The sequence below is a fragment of the Pseudomonas fluorescens genome (assembly GCF_012974785.1).
GTDB lineage: Bacteria > Pseudomonadota > Gammaproteobacteria > Pseudomonadales > Pseudomonadaceae > Aquipseudomonas > Aquipseudomonas fluorescens_BT.
The window spans coordinates 4,742,988-4,765,342 of sequence record NZ_CP027561.1; the positions used below are offsets into that span (position 1 = coordinate 4,742,988).

Sequence of the window (22,355 nt, forward strand, 5' to 3'; positions counted from 1 at the left end):
GTCAGCCCTGGGGCAGTTGCAGTTTGACTGCGCCGGGGTGTTGGTTGACGACTGAGTACGGCAGCACCGACCACTCGGGGTTATCGCAATTGCGCTGGTAACGGGCGAAGTAGGCGCCCAGGTAAATACCCTTCGGCGTGAAGTGCCAATTGGAATAACCCCAGACGCTCTCATCGGTGTAATCGCAACTGCCGTCGTCTTCAGCCGGTTTCTTCATTTCATCCGGGTACAACGTGGTGAACTGTTTGACCAGCCACGGCGCCATGATTTTTTGTTGATCGTATTCGCTGGCTGCGTTATCGGGTTTACCAATCCACATAACGTCTTTGAGTTTCAACAACTCGCCCGTGTGAACATTCAAGTTAATCGGCGAACTGCCGAAGTCCGGGTGGGCGCCACCGCAACTGTAGCCGGTTGAGATGTCCAGGCTGACCACGTCGGGCGAGAGAAACTCTGGGGCAGCGCCTTGTTCGAACTCCGCGTATTCACCGCCATCCATCATGCAGCGGTGATAGTCGATGACTTCCGTCCAGAGCCGTCCGAGCAGGTGGTTGTTGATGCGCTGCTGCTCTTCTTTTGTGTAGCCGGACTCGACACTGAACAGCGAAAGCTTCGACTCAGGCTCCACCCACCATTGCAGGTCGTAGCCCATGAAGTTGTCTTTCTTCCCCGGTTTGAGCTTGAGCCCCTGCAGGCGCAAATACTCGTAGGGATCATCTTTCGGCAACGTGGCAATGAAGGGCAACGTCGTTGCAGTCGGAGTTGGAAGTTTGGCCTCGACCAGTTGCACCGGCAGCTTTTTGCCCTTCGGGTTTTGCCATTCGCCCTGCCAACCATTGACGGTGGATTTAAGTTTCAGGGTCGACAGCGGCTTGTCATCGCCGTAGCGATTGTTGCCCTCGACCAGCGTCAGCGTGCTGTCCTGCAACGCGCCACTGAGGGGCAGATCGCGATGGTATTTCTCGTAGAAGTAACGACCGGTCACTTCATCCGGCTGCTGGGTATTGAGCTCGACCACAATCGGCGTCTTGCCCAGCGTGCCGGTGAACACACGTCTGCCGTCGTCAGCCTGAGCGGTGGAAAGCAGTGAAAACAGCACGGCGGCGTATGGCGCCAGGCGCAACAGTCCCTTGAGCATGGATCGATCCCTGAGTGAGTAAGGCTGCGGAGTATGAAGAGGATGCGCGCAGGAATCGAGGTGCTACTTCAGTGTCATGCCCAACATCACGACGATGAGTAGCGCGATATACACCCAAGCATGCACCCGATCCGGTATCCGCCCGATCCACGGCGTGGCCAGTCGAATCCCCAGCATCGAGCCCAGCGTCAGCCCCGCAAATGCCAGCAGATCCACATACCCGATAAACCATGGCCCGAGTTCTGTCTCGCTGAACCCCGCCAACATCATGTACGTCAGCGTCCCCGCCAGCGCCACGGGCACGCTCAGCGGATTGGCCATGGACGTCGCCTGCGACATGCTCAACCCGCAACGCCGCAACAACGGCACGGTCATGACGCTTCCTCCTACGCCGAGAAAGGTTGCGATGGCGCCAATGCCTACACCGCCGCCAGATGTTTCCACCGTTCCCAGTCGACGTGGGACGGCGCCTTGGGATTGTGTAAGAAATCCGCGTCGCAGCAGGCAGTCGATAATCGTCACGCCAAGGTAGGCGATGAAGGCATAGCGAATGACTTCGCCGCTTACCCACACTGCGGCGATTGCGCCGACGATAGCGCCCAATCCGATGAACCCGCCCAAGGGCCACAGGTAATCACGGATGAGGTTGCCGGCGCGGCGGTGTTTGTCGGTGGCGACCAGGGCGTTGACGATCATCACGCAGGTCGAGGTGGCGACGGCGATGTGCATGGCGGATTGGCTGATCGGGTCGTCGGCGCCGTGGCTCGCGGTAAGCATGCGGTACAGCAGCGGCACGACGACGAAGCCGCCGCCGAAGCCGAAGAGCACAGCGGTGACGCCGGTCAGGCAGCCGAAGAGTGTCAGCAGGAGGTAGAGCATGTTGCGTCGTCCGTTGTTGGGGAGCGGTCGACGATAGAGCGGCGGTGCTTGGCCCGCCTCAGCAAGTCAGCCAATAATGTTCGCGTTTACGCCAATCGCCGGGGGCCGCTCGATGCGCAATGTTTCGATCAATCTGCTGGATGACACGCCGCGCCCGGTGGTGGCGATCGGTACGGATTATTCCCACGGCTATCTGTTGCCACGTCATACGCATCGGCGGGCGCAATTGTTGTACGGCGCGACTGGGGTGATGCAGGTCAGCACGCATGACGGCAACTGGGTGGTGCCGCCGCAACGGGCGGTGTGGATTCCGCCGGGTGTGGCGCATGAGGTGTTGATGCTGGGGGTCAGCACGCGCAGTTTGTATATCGAGCCGGGGGCGGTGGATCTGGGTGAGCGCTGTCAGGTGATCAGTGTGTCGCCGTTGATGCGGCATTTGCTGATGGAAGCCGTGGAGCTGCCGCTGACGTATGACCTGAGCGGGCGTGACGGCGTGCTCATTGATTTGTTGCTGCATGAATTGGTGCGCAGTGCGCCTCTTCCGTTGCATATCCCGCTGCCGTCTGACGGAAGACTGCTCGAGCTGTGTCAGACCTTTCTGCATCAGCCGAATGCCCACCAATCGCCCCAGCAATGGGCCGACCAGCTGCACGTAAGCTTACGCACCTTCAACAGGTTGTTTCGTCAGCAGACCGGCCTGAGCTTCAGTCAGTGGCGCCAGCGCGCCTGCGTGGTACTGGCGCTGGCACGGCTGGCGGCGGGTGAGGCGGTGACGCGGATTGCCCTGGATTTCGGCTATGACAGCCCGGCGGCGTTCTCGACGATGTTCCGCCGGATCCTCGGTCAGGCACCGTCCGTCTGGTTGGAGGCGGCGAACTAGGGCAAATCAAAAAATGCGTTTGATCCCGGCCGAAAACAACTGTACAAAAACACAGTACATTTTCCATCAGCACTCTCGAGCCCGGAGCACACCATGGCCTCTTCAGCGATGAACCTCATCCTCGAACGTATCGCCCTTTTCCAGTTCACCCCGACCCATTGCGCCCAGGCCCGAGGGATGTTGGGCTGGAGCGTGGAGCAACTGTCGCGGGAGACAGGGGTTTCGGTCGATGACATCCAACGGTTCGAAGCGCAGCAGGACGTGGCGGATGCGGCGCGGCTGGCGCTGACCTATCGGTTCGAGGCGCAGGGGCTGGTGTTCTTTCCGGGGTTTGCGCCGGGGCGTTCGACAAGCAATGGTTCGACTGCCGAATCGGTGCGTGGGGATTATGCGATGGCGGAGTGATCCGGTTCGCCTCATGGAGGCGAACCTGCATCAGTGAGTCAGGCCCCTTGCACCACCGCCTCACTCTCCCCTTCAACCACCAACCACCACGCATCCCCGCGTTGTGGATGTGCCAGGTTGAACGCCTCGCCCATTTGCGGCGTGGTGATGGAAACACTGCGTTCCCAGGCCAGCGCAAGAATGCGGTCGAACGGTTCATGCCAGGCGTGCATCGCCAGATCGAACGTGCCGTTGTGGATCGGGAACAGCCAGCGGCCCTTGAGGTCGAGGTGGGCTTGCAGGGTTTCTTCCGGTTGCATGTGCACGTGGGGCCATTCGACGTTGTAGGCGCCGGTTTCCATCAGGGTCAGGTCGAACGGGCCGTATTGTTCGCCGATGCGTTTGAAGCCGTCGAAATAACCGCTGTCGCCGCTGAAGAAAATCCGCTTGTCGCTGTCGATGATCACCCAGGACGCCCACAGTGTCTGGTTGCCGTCGAACAGGCCACGGCCGGAGAAGTGCTGCGACGGGGTGGCGATGAAGTGGATGCCGGCGACTTCGGTGCCCTGCCACCAATCGTTCTGGCGAACCTTGCCGGCATCGATGCCCCATTTGATCAGAGTATCGCCGACGCCCAGCGGGGTGAGGAACACGTTGACCTTGTCCGCCAGTTTCAACACCGCTTCGTAGTCGAGGTGATCGTAGTGGTTGTGCGACAGGATCACCGCTTCGATCGGTGGCAACTCGTCGATGCTGATCGGTGGCTGGTGGAAGCGTTTCGGCCCGGCCCATTGCACCGGCGAGGCACGCTCGGCGAAGACCGGGTCGGTGATCCAGAACTTGTCTTGCAGTTTGAGCAGCAAGGTCGAGTGACCGAGGCGATAGAAACTATGGTTGGGCGCGGCGATCAGGTCGGCGCGGGTCAATGGCTGTACAGGGATGGACGACGCAGGACGGGTGTTGCGCGGTTTGTGGAAGATCATGTTCCACATGATGCGCAGCATCTTGCGCAAACCTTCGCGCTGCACAGGCGCATGGTTGCGGAATGTCCCTTCGGCCTGGCGCGAAGCTTCAGGTACAGGACTGACCGCGGAAGAAATTGATTTGGCCATGACTGAGTGACTCCAGAAAAACCGCGCAATTCACGGTTTTCCACGGTGGGACGATAAATGGCCAAGGCACGCACGCATCAGCCGGACATCGGGTTTTAGGTTGCACCGATTAACGCAGCATTACACTGATCGGTGTACTTTCTAGGTTGCATCAAACCGGATGACAAGTAAACTGCCGAGTGTAATTTCCTCTTTTTCTTGCCGAATCGAATTTATGACAGCTCCAACGCGCCTCACCGACCGCAAACGCGAAGCCATCATCCTGGCGGCCATTTCCGAGTTTCGGGCCAACGGTTTCGAGGTCACCAGCATGGACAGGATCGCGGCCACCGCCGGGGTGTCGAAGCGCACGGTTTACAACCATTTCCCGAGCAAGGAAGAGCTTTTCGCCGAAATTCTCAACCAGTTGTGGGCACGAATCAGCACCGAGCAGGCCGTGTCGTATCAACCCGACCAGCCCTTGCGTGATCAATTGCGAACGATGCTGCTGGCCAAACTGCAGATGATGGCGGACGACAATTTCATGGATCTGGCGCGGGTCGCCATTGCCGCCGCGATCCACTCGCCCGAGCGCGCACAGAACATGGTGGCGCGTATGGGCGAACGTGAGGAAAGCGTGACCGTGTGGATCCGCGCCGCTCAGGCAGATGGTCGGTTGAAACCGGTCGATCCGGAGTTCGCCGCGCATCAGGTACAGGGGCTGCTCAAATCCTTCGCCTTCTGGCCGCAGATTTCCATGGGCCAACCCTCACTCGACAGCGCCACGCAAAATGCCGTGGTCGAATCGGCACTGGACATGTTTCTGGCCTGCTACCAGCTCTAAATCACGTCTGCGCCGCGTAAATGGCTCACAAGGACACTGAATCTTCCCGCTGGAATAAATGACAATACCTGTCATTGACCGATGAACGGTCGCTCTGAAGCATTACCCTGCAAAGTGTTTCAGAATGAATCTGGCGAAGAACATCATGGAAAACCAACGCGGCAAAGGCTTGTCATTCGCCAGACGTCTCTACTTGCCACGTGCCATTGGACTGGGAATCGGTTTCTTCAGCGTCGGGGCTGCGCTGTATCCATTGAATGTGCCGGCATGGCTCTGGGCGCTCCTGCTGTTCAACGGTTTTATCTGGCCCCATGTCGCCTATCAATGGTCGGCCCGCTCGGCGTTCCCCTACCGCGCCGAGCGCCGCAATCTGCTCTATGACTCGGTGTTCGGCGGTTTCTGGACCGCGTGTTTCCAATTCAATCCATTGGTTACCGTGACCATTCTGTCGATGATGACCATGAACAATGTCGCGGCCGGCGGCCGGCGGCTGTTCCTGCTCGGCGCCCTCTCCCAGGTGATTGGCGTGCTGCTGGGCTGGTCGCTGTTCGGGGTCAAATTCACCCTGACGGCATCGCAGACCCAGGTCTGGGCGTGCCTGCCGATGCTCACCCTTTATCCGCTGGCACTGGGCATGGTTTGCTATCGGCTGGCGATCAAGCTCGCAGAACACAAGCGCACCTTGAGTGCCCTGAGCCGCACCGACAGCCTGACCGGCCTGCTCAACCACGGCGCCTGGAAAGATTTGCTGCATCTGAAGTTCCAGCAGTGCCGCGAACACAACAGGCAGGCCACCCTCGCGCTGATCGACGTCGATCACTTCAAGGTGATCAACGACAGCTACGGACACATCGTCGGCGATGCGGTGCTTCAGCAACTCAGTCGAGAACTCAAACTCCTGCTGACTGAAAGTGAACTGGCCGGTCGTTACGGCGGCGACGAATTCTGCGTGATCCTGCCAAACCTGCCACTGAGCAAAGCCGAAGCGCTGATGGAGCAACTGCGCCAGTCCCTGCACCAATACCGTCATCCCGATGTGCCAGAGTTGCGGGTCAGCCTGAGTATCGGACTGGCACGCTTTCACCCGACCTACCCGGATGCGCTGCACTGGCTGGATGACGCCGACAAGGCGCTGTACACCGCCAAGCACACGGGCCGCAACACGATCAGCGTCGCGCTGAGCCGCTCCAGTGCCTGACAAGATTTGTACAACAAAGTGACATCGCTATTTCTTGTACAAGATTGATAAGTTTGTATAAGATCTGGTCGCCAGCCTGGATGCTGGCACTTTAGTGGTCATCGCCCAATGTCGTCAGCGCGTTCGGCCGGCCAGCGCAGGAACAGGGATAACACTTCAGCCCTATTTCCGGAGCGCACCCAGCATGTTTTTCAATCGTCATCAGTCGGTCATCGACGACCTGCAACACACCATCACCGAACAATCCGGTTTGCTCGAAGCCATCGACCGTTCCATGGCGGTGATCGAATTCGATCTCGACGCAGTGGTTCTGCGCGCCAACGACAACTTTCTGAAGACCACGGGCTACAAGGCCGAACAGGTGATTGGTCAGTCCCACCGCCAGTTCTGCCCACCCGAATTTGCCCGCAGCAGCCAGTACACCGAGTTGTGGTCGCGACTGAAAAACGGGCAGTTCCAGTCCGGTACTTTCGAGCGCGTCGACAGCCAGGGTCGGCCGATCTGGCTCGAAGCCAGTTACAACCCGATCAAGGATGCCTCGGGTCGCGTAGTGAAAGTGGTCAAGTACGCCATGGACGTCACCGCCAAGGTGCAGCGCGAAAGCGAAGCCAACGCCAAATTGCAGGCCATCGACCGGGCCATGGCAGTGATCGAGTTCGATCTCGACGGCAACATTCTTACGGCCAATCAGAATTTTCTGACGCGCATGGGCTATACCCAAACCGAACTCAAGGGCAAACATCACCGCTTGTTCTGCCCCGCGCATCTGGCCAACAGCAGCGCGTATCAGGACTTCTGGCGCCGGCTCAATCAGGGCGAGTTTTTCCACGGGCAATTCGAGCGCATCGATAAACACGGGCGAACCGTCTGGCTGGAAGCCAATTACAACCCGGTCTACGACGCCGCCGGGCGCTTGTGCAAAGTGGTGAAGTTCGCCTCGGACGTCACCGCCCGGGTCGAGCAGCACGAGCAGGATGCCCGCAGCGCCAGCACCGCTTATCACATTTCCGTCTCCACCCGAAAAGTCGCCGAGCAAGGCACACAAGTCATCCAGCAAGCGGCCAGCGAGATGCGCGAAATCGCCGATGACATCGCCGAGTCGTCGACCCTGATCGCGCAACTTGGCGAGCGCTCCGAGCAGATCACCGCCATCGTCAACACCATCCGCGCGATTGCCGACCAGACCAATCTGCTGGCACTCAACGCGGCAATCGAGGCGGCGCGGGCCGGTGAGCAAGGTCGTGGTTTTGCGGTGGTGGCCGATGAAGTGCGACAACTGGCGGCGCGCACCAGTGGCTCGACGACGGAGATTTCCAACATGATCGGCCTGATCCAGAGCGAAACCCGTCAGGCGATCAAAAGCATGGAAGGCACCCGTGGGCGCGCCGCGCAAGGCGTCGAGTTGGCGGATCAGGCGGGCACGGTGATTCTGCAGATTCGCGATGGCGCCAGCGAAGCGGTGGACGCCGTCAGCATGTTCGCCGGCGAACGAGCACCGGGATAAGCCACCATAGGCGACGCAGGGCTATAGTGACTCAACGTCCCAAGCCCTGCCGAGTCCGTCATGACCACCGAAAAAAACGAATCCCCCTGCGCGCCTGTCGATCACCTGCGCTTCCACCGCCCCCACGCCCACCTCAACACCACCTTCGGCAACGACAATTTCGCCCTGCGCGCCGAGGCGTTTGCACGGTTCTTCGGGACGCCGACCTTCCTCGGTGCTCAGACCCTGATCGTGGTGCTGTGGATATGCCTGAACGTGTCTGGCATCACGACCTTCGACGTCTACCCGTTCATCCTCTTGAACCTGGCGTTCAGCCTGCAATCGGCCTACGCCGCACCGCTGATTCTGTTGGCCCAGACCCGTCAGGCTGCGCGGGACAAGGCGCAATCGGAAGCCGACGCACAGCACCGCGAAGCCCTGGCCGTCGCCAACAGCGAACGTCAGGTCCAGGCCGCGAAGAACACCGCGCAATTGCTGGAGCTGCTGGAGCAGAACACCCGGCTCACCGAAATGACCAAGAATCTCACCGAACGCATCGAAGGATTGACCCGCGAGCTGCACGATCACATGCGCCAAAGCCAGCAGCGCTGATCACGGCAAACGCAGCGCCCGCCCCAGTTCATCGAACAACGTGACCACCGAGCGCAATGCGCGGCAGTCCGGGCGGGTCAGCAACCACAGTGCGGTGTCATAACCGTGCAGCGGTTCGCTCAAGGCTTGCAGACCTTCGGTGATCAGAAAGTCCGGCAACGCCGCCACGCCGAGCCCGGCACGCACCAGTTCCGTCACCGACAGCATGCTGTTGCAGCGATAGCCCGGCATGACTCCCGGCAAGTGCTGGCGACGCCATACGACAGTCGGATGATCGGGCAGGAAATCGTCCGGGGCGATCCAGGTCATGGCAGCCAGATCGGATACATCGGTGTTTTGCAGATAGCGCTCACTGCCACAGACCCGGTAGGAAATCTTCGCCAGCTCCCGTCCGACCAGATGCTCCGGCGGTGTACGCGTCAGACGCAGGGCGATGTCGGCATCGCGGCGGCTGAGGTTGGCGAAATCGTTGGAGGTGCTCAGCTCGATGGCCAGTGCCGGATAGTTCGGCATGAACTGCGCCAGCGCCGGCAGTAGCAGACCTTGCAACACCGAGTCGGTACAGGTCAGGCGCACAGTGCCGCTGACCACTTCCCCACCCTGCTCGACGCCGATTCGCGCCGCTTCCAGAGCTTGTTCTGCACGCTCGGCCTGCTCGGCCAGGGTCTGCGCGAGGCTGGTGGGCAGGTAACCGGCGCGGCTTTTTTCGAACAGTTGCTGGCCGAGTGACGCTTCCAGTCGGCGCACGGCGCGAAACACCGTCGATACATCGACCTTCAACAACTGTGAGGCCCGGGCCAGCGACCCGCCGCGCACCAGGGCGAGAATCAGCGCCAGATCCGGGAAGTCGAGTCGATAGTGCGTTGCTGCATTAATCACTTGGGTAAACGCCCATATTGAGTGCGTGAACGCCAATCTATAGTGAGCGTCATCCCTCAACAAGCACAGCGAACCCTCATGGAACCCAGAGCCCTGCGCATCGCCCTGATCGGTGACTACGACCCGCAAGTCACTGCCCACCAGGCCATCCCGGTCGCCCTCGGACTGGCGGTGGAACACCTTCGCCATTCGGTCGATTTCGAATGGTTGGCCACCGACCAGATTCTGCCCGAAACGCCGCTGGAACATTTCGACGGCTTCTGGTGCGTGCCGGCCAGCCCCTACAAAAGCGAAGTCGGTGCGCTGCGAGCCATCCGCTTTGCCCGCGAGCAACAGCGACCGTTCCTTGGCACCTGCGGCGGTTTTCAGCATGCGGTGCTGGAGTTTTCCCGCTACGTGCTGGGCTGGGCCGACGCCGAGCATGGCGAAACCTCGCCCGACGCGAGCCGTGCGGTGCTCACGCCGCTGACCTGCTCGCTGGTGGAAGCGGTGGACAGCATTCATCTGGTGCCCGGTTCGTTGATCGCCAAGGCGTACGAAACGTCGGAGATTCGCGAAGGCTATCGCTGCCGTTTTGGTGTGAATCCGCAGTTCGAACGTGAATTGCTGACCCATGACCTGCACGCCGTGGGCCACGATTCGGCAGGCGATCTGCGCGCCATCGAGTTGAAAAATCATGTGTTCTTTGTCGCCACATTGTTCCAGCCGGAACGTGCAGCGCTCAAAGGGCAATTGCCGCCACTGGTGCGGGCGTTCGTTGAAGCCTGTGTGGAGCAATCTCGATGAAGTCGAACAATGAGTGTTTCGCCGTGATCTTCACCTCGACCCGCACCGAGGGCGATAACGGCTATACCGAAGCCTCCGAGCGCATGATGCAACTGGTGGCCGATCAACCGGGGTTTCTCGGTATCGATTCGATTCGGGGCGCGGACGGGGTGGGGATTACGGTTTCGTACTGGGAAAGCGAGGCGGCGATTCTGGCCTGGCGCGAGCATCCGGAACACCGGGTGATCCAGGCGCGAGGGCGGGCCGAGTGGTATTCGGCGTTTCATACGCGGGTATGTCGGGTGGAGCGGGAATATCGGTTCGGCCAGTGAGTATTGAGGTGTATTCACTGGCCCTTTCGCGGGCTTGCCCGCGAAAGGGCCGCAACAGTCGCAGCAGAATCTCAGCCCTTCACCAGACTGCGCACCGCCTCAATCTCCGGCACTTCGCGCTTATTCATGTAAACACGCAACGGCTCGGTGATGTTGATCCGGTCATCGATGTTCTGCTCCAGCAGCAACTGGATCCGTTCGCGCTTGAGGGTCATGGTCTGTTCGGTGGCCGGCGCCCAGACGAATTCGCTGCACGGAATGATGCCGTCATCGGCCACGTCCATGCCGAACGAATCCTCACTGAAGCGCACGATGTACTGGCCGGTCTTGCGGTTGAGGCCGACAAAGCCCTTGAGGTCGTCGGCGGCCTGGCAGATGAGTTGCGATGTGATGCGCATGGTAAACCTCACGAAAAGGATCGATGGTCTACACGCAGGGCAATGAGTGGCGCGCCCTCTGCCGGGGCGGTTGTCGTGGCCAAGCGTACTGCAAACAAACGCACAAAAGTGCGGAAATTTTCGCTTTCAGTACGTTTATGTCGGTCTTGCGATAGCACGTTTTCGTTTGAGTTGCTAAAAGGGACATCTTCGAAAATACCTGCGAAAGGACCTCGACATGCCCGCCACGTTTACCAAAAGCGCTCTGCTGCTGAGCCTGATGCTCGGCCTCGGTCAGGCCCACGCCGCTGCCCAGCCAGGCCCGGTTGCGCTTGCCGCCTCCGAGGGCATACCGCACCCGGCGGTGATCGCCCACCGTGGCGCGTCCTTCGATGCCCCGGAATCCACCGCCGCCTCCTACAAACTGGCCCGCGACCTGGGCGCCGACTACCTGGAAATGGACCTGCAGCGCAGCAAGGACGGCGTGCTGTTCGCCCTGCATGACAACAACCTGCAACGCACCACCGACGTCGCCACCAAGTTCCCGGATCGCAAGGACAGCCCGGCCAACGCCTTCACCATGGCCGAACTGAAAACCCTCGACGCCGGCAGCTGGTACAACGCCCAGTACCCGGATCGCGCGCGTCCGTCCTACGCCGGCCTTAAGATTCTGACCCTGGACGAAATCATCGACATCGCCCAGGCCAACCCGAAGCACAAACCGGGCCTGTACATCGAGACCAAGGAACCGCAACTGTTCCCCGGTATCGAGCATGACCTGAAGGAAAAACTCCAGGCTCGCGGCTGGTTGATCCCGGCGGGCGCCAAACCGGCCAAAAACGTCGCCAGCGTCGGCGATAGCAACGGCAAGGTGATCCTGCAAACCTTCGAGAAAAACAGCCTGGAACTGCTGCAGAAAGAAATGCCGCAGGTGCCGAAAATCCTGTTGCTGTGGGTCGGCGAAGGCAGCATCGAACCGAAATCCAAAGTGACCTTTGCCGAATCCGGCGAGAAGGACAAGAACGTTTTCTACGGCAAGCAAGAGCCGAAATCCGAAGCTGAATTCAAGCAATGGATCGACTACGCCAAGGCTCAGGGCGCCATCGGCACCGGCCCTTCGGCCAAGCTGACCCACGGCGGCGATCAGAGCTATTCGGATCTGGTGCAGCCATGGATGAACCAGTACACCCACGATCAGGGTCTGCTGGTGCACGTCTACACCGTGGATGAGCCGGTGGACTTCGAGAAAGTCATGGCCGCCGGCGTCGACGGCATCTTCACCAACCGCGCCAGCGAACTGCTGAAGTTCTACAAACGCCCGGCCGCCGCCAGTGTGGATCAGGTGTTGAAGAACAACGGTTTCTGATCCGTAAATCGGGCGTCAGTATCGCGAGCAGGCCCACTCCCACCGGGAGTACGGCCTGCTCGCTGCGTTTTAAGGGTGAATTAAGTTGCGGTGATTAACCTGAACTCACTTGAACGAATCACCCAAAGGAATAACCGATGAAAACTTTGACTGCCCTGTTTACCGCTGCCGCCCTGACCCTCACCGCCGGCCTGGCCCAGGCTGACGTTCGCGTCGATCAGATCCCTGAGCTGGTCAAGTCCGGCAAGATCAAATCGCTGGAGTCGATGAACGAACAAGCGCTGAAACTGCATCCGGGCGCGACCATTACTGACACGGATCTGGATAACCACTTCAATGGTTATGAGTATGAAGTTGAATTGCGTACTGCTGATGGCAAGGAGTTCGATGTGGACTTCGATGCGACCACCGGCAAAGTGCTGAGCGACAAGCAAGACACTTGATTGACTGATAAAACAAAGCCGCACGACTTTTGGGTTGTGCGGCTTTTTTGTGTCTGGTGTCTGGCTGAAACCATGTTTCGTCAGTCAGCCCCTACCCCCTCACCCCAGCCCTCTCCCCCAAGGGGGCGAGGGGGAAAGGGAGCCGATCTCCATGGGTTTCTAAACCTGAGTTCGACACAAGATTTTCAGGTCGGCGTAACTCGAACATTCAACTCCGTCAGTCCCCTCTCCCTCGGGGAGAGGGCTAGGGTGAGGGGAAAAGGCTTCACGCGGAGGTACTGACCAGCGAACCCGACGTACTCGAATCCGAACCCTGCAACGCCGCCAACAACGCCGCCGTCGCCGTCTGCAACGAAGCCGACGTCGTCGCGATCTGCGACTGCGCCGCCGCAACATCCGCCGCCTTGGCATCCTGGCTTTCCTGCTTCGCCTGAGCCGCTTGCAGCGCCTGTTGTTCTTCCTGCAATTGCTTCTGCAGCTCGGCAATCTGCTTGCGCAGTTCTTTCACGGTGTCCGATTCTTCGCTGCTGGAACCGCTGTCCCCCGTCGGCGCCGCGCCACCGCCCGCCGCCACTTTGCTGGTGTCGGCTTTCACGCCGGTGCTGGCCGCCGCGGTGGTCGAGGTGTCGTCACCGGTGTCGGCAATCGAGGTTTTGCTGGTGGGCGTGGTGACGGTCTGATTGATCGAAACTGACGTGAGGCTGACCATGGGAAATCTCCAATGCCGGTTATGGATGACCGGGCATCGGCGGCGGTCTGCACGAATTGAGATCGACTGTGTACCGACTCGGTAACCGAACCGGTACACAGTCACTGGCCGGTCAGACGCTCAGGCGAGCGGTGACGTTGTTGAGTTGCCCGGACAGGCCGTGCAGGTTCTGGCTGGCGCTTTCAGTGCGCTGCACGTTGTCGAGGTTGGTGCTGGCAATCGACGTGATCTCGGTCAGGTTGCGCGAGATGTCTTCGGCCACCGAGGTCTGCTCTTCGGCGGCGGTGGCGATCTGGCGGTTCATGTCGCGGATCGCTTCCACCGCGTGGGTGATGCGCTCGAGCATGGCCCCGGCCTGGGTCACTTGCTCGACGCTTTCATCGCTGCGGGTCTGGCCGCTGTCGATGGCCTGGGCCGCGTCCACCGCGCCGGTCTGCACGCTGTGGATGATCTGGTTGATCTCGATGATCGACTCCGCCGTGCGCTGCGCCAGGTTGCGCACCTCATCGGCCACCACCGCAAAACCACGCCCCGCTTCACCGGCCCGGGCCGCTTCGATGGCGGCGTTGAGCGCCAGCAGATTGGTCTGTTCGGCGATGCCGCGAATCACTTCCAGCACCTTGCCGATGCGGCCGCTGTCGGCTTCCAGACGACGGATCACCGTGGCGGTGTTGGCGATTTCGCCGCGCATCTGGGTGATGCTGTGGATGGTGCTCTGCATGACCTTCTCGCCCTGTTGCGCGGACTGGTCGGCATCGTCGGCGGCGCGCGCCGCGTCGGCCGCATGACGGGCGACTTCCTGGGCAGTGGCGGACATTTCGTTCATCGCCGTGGCCACCTGATCGGTGCGGTTGAACTGCTCATTGGTGCCGCCGGCCATCACGGTGGCGATGGCGTTCAACTCGCCGCTGGCGCTGTCCAGATCCTTGGCGCTGCGCTGCAGATGGTTGAAGGTTTCGGCGAGGAAATCGCGCAGGGTGTTGGCCGCAGCGGCGAGATTGCCCAACTCGTCCTGACGGTCGCTTGCCACACGCTCGACCAGACGCCCTTTGCTCAGTTGGGTGACGTAGTCGATGAGCTTGCGGATCGGTTCAACCAGATTGCGGTTGACCAGCCACAGGCTCAACAAACCGATCAGCAAGCCTGACGCGAGCATCACCAGCAGCCCCAGCCATACGGTGCGATCGGCACTGGCGCTGATCTGCGCCGATTGCTCTATGCCCTGCTTGCGCAAGTCGGCCACCAGCTCGCTCATCTGCTCGCTGGCAGCTCGGTCGACGCCTTTGACAGCAGCATCGCCCGCCGTCGGATCGGCACCGGCGGCGACGTAGGCATCGCGACCTTTCTGGTACGCGGCACCGAGCACACGGTGTTCTTCACGCAGACGCTCGATGCGGGTTTTCAGCGCAGGCTCGAGGCCTTTCTGATTGGCCAGTTCACCGAGGATGTTCTGCACGTCGCGCTGACGATCTTCGAACTGGCCCCAGTACTTGGCCAGGTCCGCCGGTTGTTTGCCGCGCAGCAAGACGTTTTTCCATTCCTGCACCTGCACCTTGAATTGCAGGTTGGCTTCGTCGATCAGTTGCGAGGTGTGCAAGGGACCGGCGATCAACTGGCTGTAGTTTTGCACGCCGTTGGACAGGAAATGAAAGCAGGCCAGCGCGATCAACAGCATCGCCAGCAGGCTGCCGCTCAGCAGGACGAGAATTTGCGCTCTCAGGGATTTTTGCAGCATCGCAGGTACTCGGGACAGGGATGAGGCACGTCCGGTAAGACGTGAATTGTTGCCGGACATCCGTGTCGGCGGACCTTGGCTCATGGCCGAAGGCGCGCAACCTAACGCATGCGTGATCGGCGTGCCAGAGCGCTTCTTGAGAAAATTCCGACCGCCGGTAAGGCATTGATTTTTTACGTCATTTCGCAGTCACAGAAACGTCATGCACGGTTGCGATGATGCGGCTCAGGTGAATCTGCAAATCCCGCAACAGACGCCTTCCTTGCAGCGAGACTTCATGAACCACAGCCTGGATATCAGCCATCGCGATCCTGATCTGTTTGGCCTGCTTTACGGCTTCCGTTTTCGTCCCGGCGAGCGCGGGCGCGAAGTGGATTCGGCGACCGCCCTGCGCTGTCTGCAGGACGACAGCGACAGCGACGAATTCCTCTGGCTGCACCTGAACCTGGCCCACGCCGCGTGCGAGCGCTGGATGAAAAGTCATCTGCAATTGCCCGAGGAGTTTTTCGAAGCGCTGCACGAAGGCTCGCGCTCGACCCGCATCGAGCATGTCGATTCAGCACTGCTGGCGGTGGTCAACGACGTGGTGTTCAACCTCAGCAGCATGGTGTCGTCGGACGTGTCGACGCTGTGGGTCTGTGTGCGCAGCAAACTGATCGTCAGTGCGCGCCTGCAACCGTTGCACTCGGTGGACAAGCTGCGTTCATCGGTGAAGGCCGGCGAGTGTTTTCGTTCGCCGTCGGAATTGCTCGTGCACCTGCTGCGCGACCAGGGTGAAGTGCTGACCCAGATCGTGCGCAAGACCAGCATGAGCGTCGATCAGGTCGAGGACGAATTGCTCTCCTCGCGGTTGTCGACCAACCGCGCCGAACTCGGCGCCAACCGACGGGTGCTGGTGCGCCTGCAACGGCTGCTGGCGCTGGAGCCGGGCTCGCTGCTGCGCCTGCTCAACCGCCCGCCACCGTGGTTGCAGAAGGAAGACGTGAAGGAGTTGCGCAAGTCCACCGAGGAGTTCGCGCTGATCATTAACGACCTCACGGCCCTCGGCGAGCGGATCAAGCTGTTGCAGGAAGAGATCGCCGCCAACCTCAACGAACAGAGCAACCGCACGCTGTTCACCCTGACCGTGGTCACGGTGCTGGCGCTGCCGATCAACATCATTGCCGGTTTCTTCGGCATGAACGTCGGCGGCGTGCCGCTGGCCACCGATCCGGAAGGGTTCTGGATTCTGGTGGCGCTGGTGGCTACGTTCACCGTGATTGCCGGGCGCTGGGCGTTTCGCAAGCGGCGGGATTATTAAGACCGGCGGCGCGGCTAATCCGCCAAACACTGATCTGCCGCAGCCTCTCTGTAATATTTAGCAACGATCATGGGCGACACTCCTTCCCTCGCTCAGGATTGTCCGCCCATGGCTACTCCCTCCCTGACCGTCAGCCCGGCCTCCGCTGCCAGCGGCAGGCCGGCGCTCGACACAAAAACCGGCCCCTTCACTTACGTGGTGTTCTTCGCCGTGCTGGCCATGGGGATGCTGTTCACCGCCTACAGCCTGATGCACGACATGCACGAACTCGGCACGGTGGTCACCACCTGGACCCCGTTCCTGCTGCTCGGCGTGGCGCTGTTGATTGCGCTGGGCTTCGAGTTCGTCAACGGTTTCCACGACACCGCAAACGCCGTGGCCACGGTGATCTACACACACTCGCTGCCGCCGAATGTGGCCGTGGTCTGGTCGGGCTTTTTCAACTTCCTCGGCGTGTTGCTGTCCAGTGGCGCGGTAGCGTTCGGCATCATTGCGTTACTGCCGGTGGAGCTGATTCTGCAAGTCGGCTCATCCGCCGGTTTCGCGATGATCTTCGCCCTGCTGATCGCCGCGATCCTGTGGAACCTCGGCACCTGGTGGCTGGGCCTGCCGGCCTCGTCGTCGCACACGCTGATCGGTTCGATCATCGGCGTTGGCGTGGCCAATGCCTTGATGCACGGTCGTGACGGCACCAGCGGCGTGGACTGGGCCCAGGCGACCAAGATCGGTTACGCACTGCTGCTGTCGCCGCTGGTGGGGTTCGGTTGCGCGGCGCTGTTGCTGCTGGCCCTGCGCGCCTTCGTGAAGAATCGTTCGCTGTACAAGGCCCCGAAAGGCAACACGCCACCGCCATGGTGGATTCGCGGTCTGCTGATTTTGACCTGCACCGGCGTGTCGTTCGCCCACGGATCCAACGACGGCCAGAAAGGCATGGGCCTGATCATGCTGATTCTGGTCGGCACCCTGCCGATGGCCTACGCGCTGAACCGCACCATGCCTGCCGATCAAACGTTGCAGTTCGCTGCGGTGGCCGAAGTCACCCAGCAGGCGCTGGTGAAAAGCGCCCCGCAGCCGGCCCCGGCCGATCCGCGTCCGGTGCTCTCGGATTACGTGCGCAGCAAGGAAGCCGCACCACAATTGATCCCCGCCCTCGCCGCGCTGATCGGGCACATCGGTGAGGAAGTGAAAGGCTACGGTTCGCTGTCGAAAGTCCCGGCGCAGGCCATGGGCAACGTGCGCAACGACATGTACCTGGCCAGCGAAACCATTCGCCTGATGGACAAGAACAAGGTCGGCAGCTTCGACGCCGACACCAGCGGCAAGCTGCAACTGTTCAAGCAACAGATCGACAATGCCACGCGGTTCATTCCGCTGTGGGTGAAGATCGCCGTGGCGATTGCGTTGGGTCTGGGCACCATGGTCGGCTGGAAGCGGATCGTGGTCACGGTCGGCGAGAAGATCGGCAAGACCCACCTGACCTACGCCCAGGGCGCCTCGGCGGAAACCGTGGCGATGCTGACCATCGGCGCCGCCGACATGTTCGGCCTGCCGGTGTCGACCACCCATGTGTTGTCCTCGGGCGTGGCCGGGACCATGGTCGCCAACGGCGGCGGCCTGCAGATGAAGACCATCCGCAATCTGCTGATGGCGTGGGTGCTGACCTTGCCGGCGGCGATTCTGCTGTCGGGCAGTCTGTATTGGCTGTTTACCCAGATCTTCTGAACACTTCAGGTCCTTGTGGGAGCGGGCTTGGTCCGGGCGGCGATCCGACGAATGCGGTCTGCCAGTCACGATGATGTCGACTGACACTCCCCTTTCGCGAGCAAGCCCGCTCCCACTTTTGATCTGTGCAGGACTGTTAGAGCGTCGAACGAATCAAATCCCCCAGCCAGTCCATGAACACCCGCACCCGTAACGGCAGATGCCGCTGCCTCGCGTACAGCAGTGAAATGCCCATCGCCGGCGCGGTGTACTGCGGCAGCACGGTGACAATCTCGCCGCTGTCCAGATAGGTGTTCATGCCGGTACGCGGCACCTGGATCAGACCGAACCCGCCCAGGCACGCCGACTCGTACGCATCGGTGCTGTTGACCGTCACACTCCCGGCCATCGGTACACGGTGGACCTGCCCGTCCTGCTCGTAGACAAACCCTTCCGAACGCGAACCCAGAACACCGACGTAGTGCACCAACCGATGCTGCGCCAGATCCTCAAGCGTTTGCGGCACGCCGTAGCGCTCGAGATACGCGGGGCTGGCGCAGTTGATCATGCTGAAGTCCCCCAGGTGCCGCGCCACCACCGACTGATCGGGCTGCGCGCCGATGCGCACCACGCAATCGAAGCCTTCGGCGAGCAGGTCGACCCGGCGATCGGTGCTGCTGATTTCCAGCTCCAGATTCGGATGGCGCGCCATGAATTCCGGCAGCTTCGGCATGATCAGTCGCCGCGACAGAATGTTCGGCATGTCGACCCGGATCCGCCCGGTCAGCGACGCTTCGTCCTGTCGGAACAGGTTCTCGATTTCGTCCATGTGCGACAGCAGATCCTTGCTCCGCTCGTACAGCGCCAGGCCGTCCTGAGTCGCCTGGACCTTGCGCGTGGTGCGTTGCAGCAGACGCGTGCCGAGCAGGGTTTCCAGCGCCTGCACCTGCTCGGACACCGTCGAGCGCGGCAGCCCGAGACTCTCCCCCGCCATCGTGAAACTCGACAATTCGCTGACCCGGACGAAGGTGCGCAGTAGTTCCAGTTTGTTCATGGGCCACCCATTGATTGTTCGGACAATCCGACCAGTGATTCCGGTTCAGGCCTGTTTATCACCTCATGGCGGATAAATAAACTTTGCTGCATCAACCGTCACTGCTCTCGAGGAAACCCCATGAACCGCAAAATCGCATTGATCACCGGTGCCAGCCGTGGCCTCGGCAAGAACGCCGCCCTGCACCTCGCCGCGCAAGGCGTGGACATTATCGGCACCTATAACAGCCGCGCCGATGAAGCCCAGGCGCTGGTCGAGGAACTGAAAGCACTCGGCGCCAACGCCGTGATGCTGCAACTGGATGTCGGCCGCAGCGAAGGCTTTGCCGATTTCGCCGTGCGGGTCGGGCAAGCGCTGCAACAGCTTGGACAACCACGCTTCGACTTCCTGATCAATAACGCCGGGATTGGTGTGCATGCATCCTTCGCCGAGACCACGCCGGAGCAGTTCGACCTGCTGATGAATGTGCAGTTGAAAGGGCCGTTCTTCCTGACTCAGCAACTGCTGCCGCTGATCAACGATGGCGGGCGGATCATCAACATCTCCAGCGGTCTGGCCCGCTTCACCCTGCCGGGTTACGCCGCTTACGCGGCGATGAAAGGCGCGATGGAAGTGCTGACCCGTTATCAGGCCAAGGAGCTCGGTGCGCGGCAGATCGCCGTGAACATCCTGGCACCGGGCGCCATCGAAACCGACTTCGGCGGCGGCGCGGTGCGCGACAATTCGGCGCTGAACGCGATGGTCGCCAGCAACACCGCGCTGGGCCGTGCGGGGCAGCCGGATGACATTGGTGGTGCGCTGGCACTGCTGCTGGCGCCGGGGGCGCAATGGATCAACGGTCAGCGGATTGAAGCGTCGGGCGGGATGTTTCTCTAAACCCGGCAAAAATCCCGGACAAAAAAATCGCAGCCCTCACAGGCTGCGATTTTTTTGTTTCAGTGCTGGCAGACGCTGCGCATTACCAGTCGCTCGCGCACCACGTCATAACCCCAGTGATAGACGTAGGTGTACGGCAGGAAGAACAGCAACACACCGATGTCGAGGAGGAACGCCTGCCACAGGCTGACCGACAACCACCAGGCAATCAGCGGCACGCCCATCACGATCAACCCGCCCTCGAACAGCAGCGCGTGCACCACCCGCACCCAGGCGTTGTGGGCGATGTTCCAGCGTTTGAGCAGGCGGTCGAAGAAACCGTTGAACACCACGTTCCAGCCCAGGGCGAGCAGTGCAATGGCGATAGTGACGGCGCCCATTTCGACCAGCGGCTTGCCCATGATCCACGCCAGCAAAGGGGTACAGATCAGGATCGCCAGCAGTTCGAAACCGATGGCCTGGAAGATACGTTCAGTGATGGATTTGTTGGCAGTCATGGCCGAAGTCCTCTGTGAAGATGGTTGCCATGATCCAGCACCCCACCGATACTTCATAACCAATAACCATCGATCGAGGCGATAGTTCATGGCTTCTCAGGAAGTGTTGCTGGCGTTCGTCCAGGCGGCGACTCAAGGCTCTTTTTCAGCGGCGGCGCGCAAACTCGGGCGCAGTCAGTCCACCGTCAGTGCAGCGGTGGCCAGCCTGGAAATCGATCTGGACCTGGTCCTGTTCGACCGCAGCAGCCGCAAGCCGACGCTGACCCCGGCCGGCCACGTGATGCTGCAGCGGGCCGAAGCGATTCTGTCGGCCACCAGCCGCCTGGAAATGACCGCCCGGCAATTGGCCCAGGGCGTCGAGCCGAAACTCACGGTGGCGATCTCCGACACTTATCAGTCCGACCGTTTCGAAGCGGCACTGGTGGGTTTCGAGCAGCGCTATCCGGATCTGGAGCTGGAATGCCTGATCGCCGAATGTGAAGACCTGATCGAACTGGTGCAGCGCGGTCGAGCGCACCTGGCATTCGCCGAGATGCAGGACAATTACCCGCCGGATCTGGCGACCGCGACCGTCGCCGAACGTACTGAAATTGCCTTGTTCGTTGGCCGTAATCATCCGTTGGCGGCGCTGGAATCCGTCGATCAAACAGTCCTGGAGCAACATCGCGAGCTGCGCCTGGCCACCATCGTCAATCCTTATGACAGTCGCGGCAAAGGTCGGGTGTGGTCGGCGCCGAGTTATCTGATGCTGCTGGAAATGGCCGAAAAAGGTTTCGGCTGGGCGCCGCTGCCGCGCTGGCTGGTGGAGCGTTTCGGCAATGATCTGCTGGTTGAACTGAAGGTGCGCGGCTGGCCGAAACCGGTGTTCGTCGATGCGCTGTGGTCGCGGCTGTACCCGCCGGGGCCGGCGGGGAGCTGGTTGCTCAGCAAGATGCTGGAATAGCTCAGGCGGCTTCGATGGCTGCCGGGCGGTTGACCTGAAAGTACTCGTGCAACCCGCGCATTGTCGGCAGCTCCAACGCCTGCGCCGCATAACACAATCCCACCCGCCGGGTCGGCGCCGGCAGGTGCAGCGCTCGCACCACGATGTGCGCATGCCCGTTGACCAAGGACTGCGGCAACATCGCCACGCCGACACCCGCCGCCACCATGTGCAGCGCCTGTTGCAGTGAACCGGCATGTCCCGCCACCGCTTCCGGCGAACGCCCGTACAGAGCCATCAATCGCTGATGGGAAGGATGCTGCGGGCAGGTGATCCAGTCCTCGATCGGCGCCCAGCCGGCCTGCGCGTTGGCCATCGGGTGATCGAGAGGCAGCGCCATCACATAGGATTCTTCCCACAGCGGCAGGAACAGTTCGTCTTCGCAGCACATTTCCTCGACCGCCAATCGACCATCGCCGTGACAGCCCTCTTCCAGAGTCAGCAGCAGATTGGGCAACGCCTGATGGGCCATGCGCACAAAGGCTTCGATATGGCTGGCGGCGATATCGCCCTCGATGCCGAGGGTCAGTGGCGTGCGGTTTTCGCGGCCGCGAAACATCCGGCTCAGCGCCTCGGACTCGGCCACCATCCGCCGCGCCTGGGGGTACAGCAGTCGCGCTTCGTCGCTGACTTCCACACCACGGGGCTGACGCACGAACAGCGTCGCGCCGAGTTCTTCTTCCAGCTGTTTGATGGTCACCGACAACGTGGGCTGGCTGATGAACAGCCGTTGCGCGGCAGCGGTGATATTGCGTTCCTCGAACACAGCGAGGAAGGCTTTGAGATGGCGGATATCCATAGGAGATTCCGATAGCAGACAGAGGAATAAG

General features: G+C 61.0%; 23 protein-coding genes and 2 pseudogenes. 15 read left to right on the forward strand and 10 right to left on the reverse strand.

Features of this window, described 5'->3' with window-relative positions:
- Position 1 precedes the first annotated feature (1 nt).
- Together C6Y56_RS21485 and C6Y56_RS21490 are read right to left on the reverse strand one after the other, a co-directional pair.
- The gene (locus C6Y56_RS21485) at positions 2 to 1,138 is read right to left on the reverse strand and encodes a hypothetical protein (protein ID WP_169431543.1); all 1,137 of its coding nucleotides are present in this window, start codon (positions 1,136 to 1,138) and stop codon (positions 2 to 4) included.
- A 63-nt stretch (positions 1,139 to 1,201) separates the two neighbouring features.
- Positions 1,202 to 2,017, reverse strand: coding sequence for a sulfite exporter TauE/SafE family protein (locus C6Y56_RS21490; protein WP_169431544.1), 816 nt, complete (start codon positions 2,015 to 2,017; stop codon positions 1,202 to 1,204).
- A gap of 112 nt (positions 2,018 to 2,129) precedes the next feature.
- Between C6Y56_RS21490 and C6Y56_RS21495 the strand changes: the two genes are divergently transcribed.
- Both C6Y56_RS21495 and C6Y56_RS21500 read left to right on the forward strand, forming a co-directional pair.
- A complete protein-coding gene (locus C6Y56_RS21495) occupies positions 2,130 to 2,897 on the forward strand; it encodes an AraC family transcriptional regulator (protein ID WP_169431545.1) in 768 nt (255 codons plus the stop codon).
- A 93-nt stretch (positions 2,898 to 2,990) separates the two neighbouring features.
- Positions 2,991 to 3,302, forward strand: coding sequence for an XRE family transcriptional regulator (locus C6Y56_RS21500; RefSeq protein ID WP_169431546.1), 312 nt, complete (start codon positions 2,991 to 2,993; stop codon positions 3,300 to 3,302).
- A 38-nt stretch (positions 3,303 to 3,340) separates the two neighbouring features.
- Here C6Y56_RS21500 and C6Y56_RS21505 read toward each other — a convergent pair whose 3' ends face one another.
- Positions 3,341 to 4,393 (reverse strand): MBL fold metallo-hydrolase, encoded by a 1,053-nt coding sequence (locus C6Y56_RS21505; RefSeq protein WP_169431547.1) that lies wholly within the window; start codon positions 4,391 to 4,393, stop codon positions 3,341 to 3,343.
- Between the two features lie 214 nt (positions 4,394 to 4,607).
- Here C6Y56_RS21505 and C6Y56_RS21510 point away from each other — a divergent pair, with 214 nt between their 5' ends.
- From C6Y56_RS21510 to C6Y56_RS21525, 5 genes and pseudogenes are all read left to right on the forward strand, one after another.
- Positions 4,608 to 5,216: a TetR/AcrR family transcriptional regulator gene (locus tag C6Y56_RS21510; RefSeq protein WP_169431548.1), complete on the forward strand. Its 609-nt coding sequence runs from the start codon at positions 4,608 to 4,610 to the stop codon at positions 5,214 to 5,216.
- A 145-nt stretch (positions 5,217 to 5,361) separates the two neighbouring features.
- Entirely contained in the window at positions 5,362 to 6,414 is a 1,053-nt protein-coding gene (locus tag C6Y56_RS21515) for a diguanylate cyclase (protein ID WP_169432687.1), read from the forward strand.
- 274 nt (positions 6,415 to 6,688) lie between these two features.
- Positions 6,689 to 7,324 (forward strand): annotated as a pseudogene (locus C6Y56_RS29630) (PAS domain-containing protein); the annotation flags it as partial.
- A 156-nt stretch (positions 7,325 to 7,480) separates the two neighbouring features.
- Positions 7,481 to 7,918, forward strand: a pseudogene (locus tag C6Y56_RS29635) (methyl-accepting chemotaxis protein); the annotation flags it as partial.
- Between the two features lie 60 nt (positions 7,919 to 7,978).
- A complete protein-coding gene (locus C6Y56_RS21525; RefSeq protein WP_169431550.1) occupies positions 7,979 to 8,509 on the forward strand; it encodes a DUF1003 domain-containing protein in 531 nt (176 codons plus the stop codon).
- Here C6Y56_RS21525 and C6Y56_RS21530 read toward each other — a convergent pair whose 3' ends face one another.
- The gene (locus C6Y56_RS21530; protein ID WP_169431551.1) at positions 8,510 to 9,451 is read right to left on the reverse strand and encodes a LysR family transcriptional regulator; all 942 of its coding nucleotides are present in this window, start codon (positions 9,449 to 9,451) and stop codon (positions 8,510 to 8,512) included.
- Positions 9,452 to 9,466: 15 nt separating this feature from the next.
- On the opposite strand from C6Y56_RS21530, the gene C6Y56_RS21535 reads away from it, so the two are divergent.
- Together C6Y56_RS21535 and C6Y56_RS21540 are read left to right on the forward strand one after the other, a co-directional pair.
- Positions 9,467 to 10,174: a CTP synthase C-terminal region-related (seleno)protein gene (locus C6Y56_RS21535; protein WP_169431552.1), complete on the forward strand. Its 708-nt coding sequence runs from the start codon at positions 9,467 to 9,469 to the stop codon at positions 10,172 to 10,174.
- On the forward strand, positions 10,171 to 10,485 hold the full coding sequence (locus C6Y56_RS21540) for an antibiotic biosynthesis monooxygenase family protein (RefSeq protein ID WP_169431553.1): 315 nt from the start codon (positions 10,171 to 10,173) through the stop codon (positions 10,483 to 10,485). The genes C6Y56_RS21535 and C6Y56_RS21540 overlap by 4 nt, the downstream gene beginning before the upstream one ends.
- 71 nt (positions 10,486 to 10,556) lie before the next feature.
- Here the strand turns inward: C6Y56_RS21540 and C6Y56_RS21545 are convergent, their stop codons facing one another.
- A complete protein-coding gene (locus tag C6Y56_RS21545) occupies positions 10,557 to 10,883 on the reverse strand; it encodes a DUF2025 family protein (protein ID WP_169431554.1) in 327 nt (108 codons plus the stop codon).
- 217 nt (positions 10,884 to 11,100) lie between these two features.
- On the opposite strand from C6Y56_RS21545, the gene C6Y56_RS21550 reads away from it, so the two are divergent.
- Positions 11,101 to 12,228: a glycerophosphodiester phosphodiesterase gene (locus C6Y56_RS21550; protein ID WP_169431555.1), complete on the forward strand. Its 1,128-nt coding sequence runs from the start codon at positions 11,101 to 11,103 to the stop codon at positions 12,226 to 12,228.
- 137 nt (positions 12,229 to 12,365) lie between these two features.
- Positions 12,366 to 12,671 (forward strand): PepSY domain-containing protein, encoded by a 306-nt coding sequence (locus C6Y56_RS21555; protein WP_085745150.1) that lies wholly within the window; start codon positions 12,366 to 12,368, stop codon positions 12,669 to 12,671.
- 265 nt (positions 12,672 to 12,936) lie between these two features.
- Here C6Y56_RS21555 and C6Y56_RS21560 read toward each other — a convergent pair whose 3' ends face one another.
- A complete protein-coding gene (locus tag C6Y56_RS21560; protein ID WP_169431556.1) occupies positions 12,937 to 13,380 on the reverse strand; it encodes a hypothetical protein in 444 nt (147 codons plus the stop codon).
- A gap of 112 nt (positions 13,381 to 13,492) precedes the next feature.
- Entirely contained in the window at positions 13,493 to 15,115 is a 1,623-nt protein-coding gene (locus tag C6Y56_RS21565; RefSeq protein ID WP_169431557.1) for a methyl-accepting chemotaxis protein, read from the reverse strand.
- Between the two features lie 277 nt (positions 15,116 to 15,392).
- On the opposite strand from C6Y56_RS21565, the gene C6Y56_RS21570 reads away from it, so the two are divergent.
- The gene (locus tag C6Y56_RS21570; RefSeq protein ID WP_074688253.1) at positions 15,393 to 16,415 is read left to right on the forward strand and encodes a transporter; all 1,023 of its coding nucleotides are present in this window, start codon (positions 15,393 to 15,395) and stop codon (positions 16,413 to 16,415) included.
- 108 nt (positions 16,416 to 16,523) lie between these two features.
- A complete protein-coding gene (locus C6Y56_RS21575; RefSeq protein WP_169431558.1) occupies positions 16,524 to 18,137 on the forward strand; it encodes an inorganic phosphate transporter in 1,614 nt (537 codons plus the stop codon).
- A 136-nt stretch (positions 18,138 to 18,273) separates the two neighbouring features.
- Here C6Y56_RS21575 and C6Y56_RS21580 read toward each other — a convergent pair whose 3' ends face one another.
- Positions 18,274 to 19,170: a LysR family transcriptional regulator gene (locus C6Y56_RS21580; protein WP_169431559.1), complete on the reverse strand. Its 897-nt coding sequence runs from the start codon at positions 19,168 to 19,170 to the stop codon at positions 18,274 to 18,276.
- A gap of 120 nt (positions 19,171 to 19,290) precedes the next feature.
- Here C6Y56_RS21580 and C6Y56_RS21585 point away from each other — a divergent pair, with 120 nt between their 5' ends.
- Positions 19,291 to 20,046: an SDR family NAD(P)-dependent oxidoreductase gene (locus C6Y56_RS21585; protein WP_169431560.1), complete on the forward strand. Its 756-nt coding sequence runs from the start codon at positions 19,291 to 19,293 to the stop codon at positions 20,044 to 20,046.
- A 59-nt stretch (positions 20,047 to 20,105) separates the two neighbouring features.
- Here C6Y56_RS21585 and C6Y56_RS21590 read toward each other — a convergent pair whose 3' ends face one another.
- Positions 20,106 to 20,543, reverse strand: coding sequence for a multidrug/biocide efflux PACE transporter (locus C6Y56_RS21590; RefSeq protein WP_169431561.1), 438 nt, complete (start codon positions 20,541 to 20,543; stop codon positions 20,106 to 20,108).
- Positions 20,544 to 20,631: 88 nt separating this feature from the next.
- Between C6Y56_RS21590 and C6Y56_RS21595 the strand changes: the two genes are divergently transcribed.
- A complete protein-coding gene (locus tag C6Y56_RS21595; RefSeq protein WP_169431562.1) occupies positions 20,632 to 21,486 on the forward strand; it encodes a LysR family transcriptional regulator in 855 nt (284 codons plus the stop codon).
- Between the two features lies 1 nt (position 21,487).
- Here the strand turns inward: C6Y56_RS21595 and C6Y56_RS21600 are convergent, their stop codons facing one another.
- A complete protein-coding gene (locus C6Y56_RS21600) occupies positions 21,488 to 22,324 on the reverse strand; it encodes a LysR family transcriptional regulator (RefSeq protein WP_169431563.1) in 837 nt (278 codons plus the stop codon).
- Between the last annotated feature and the right edge of the window lie 31 nt (positions 22,325 to 22,355).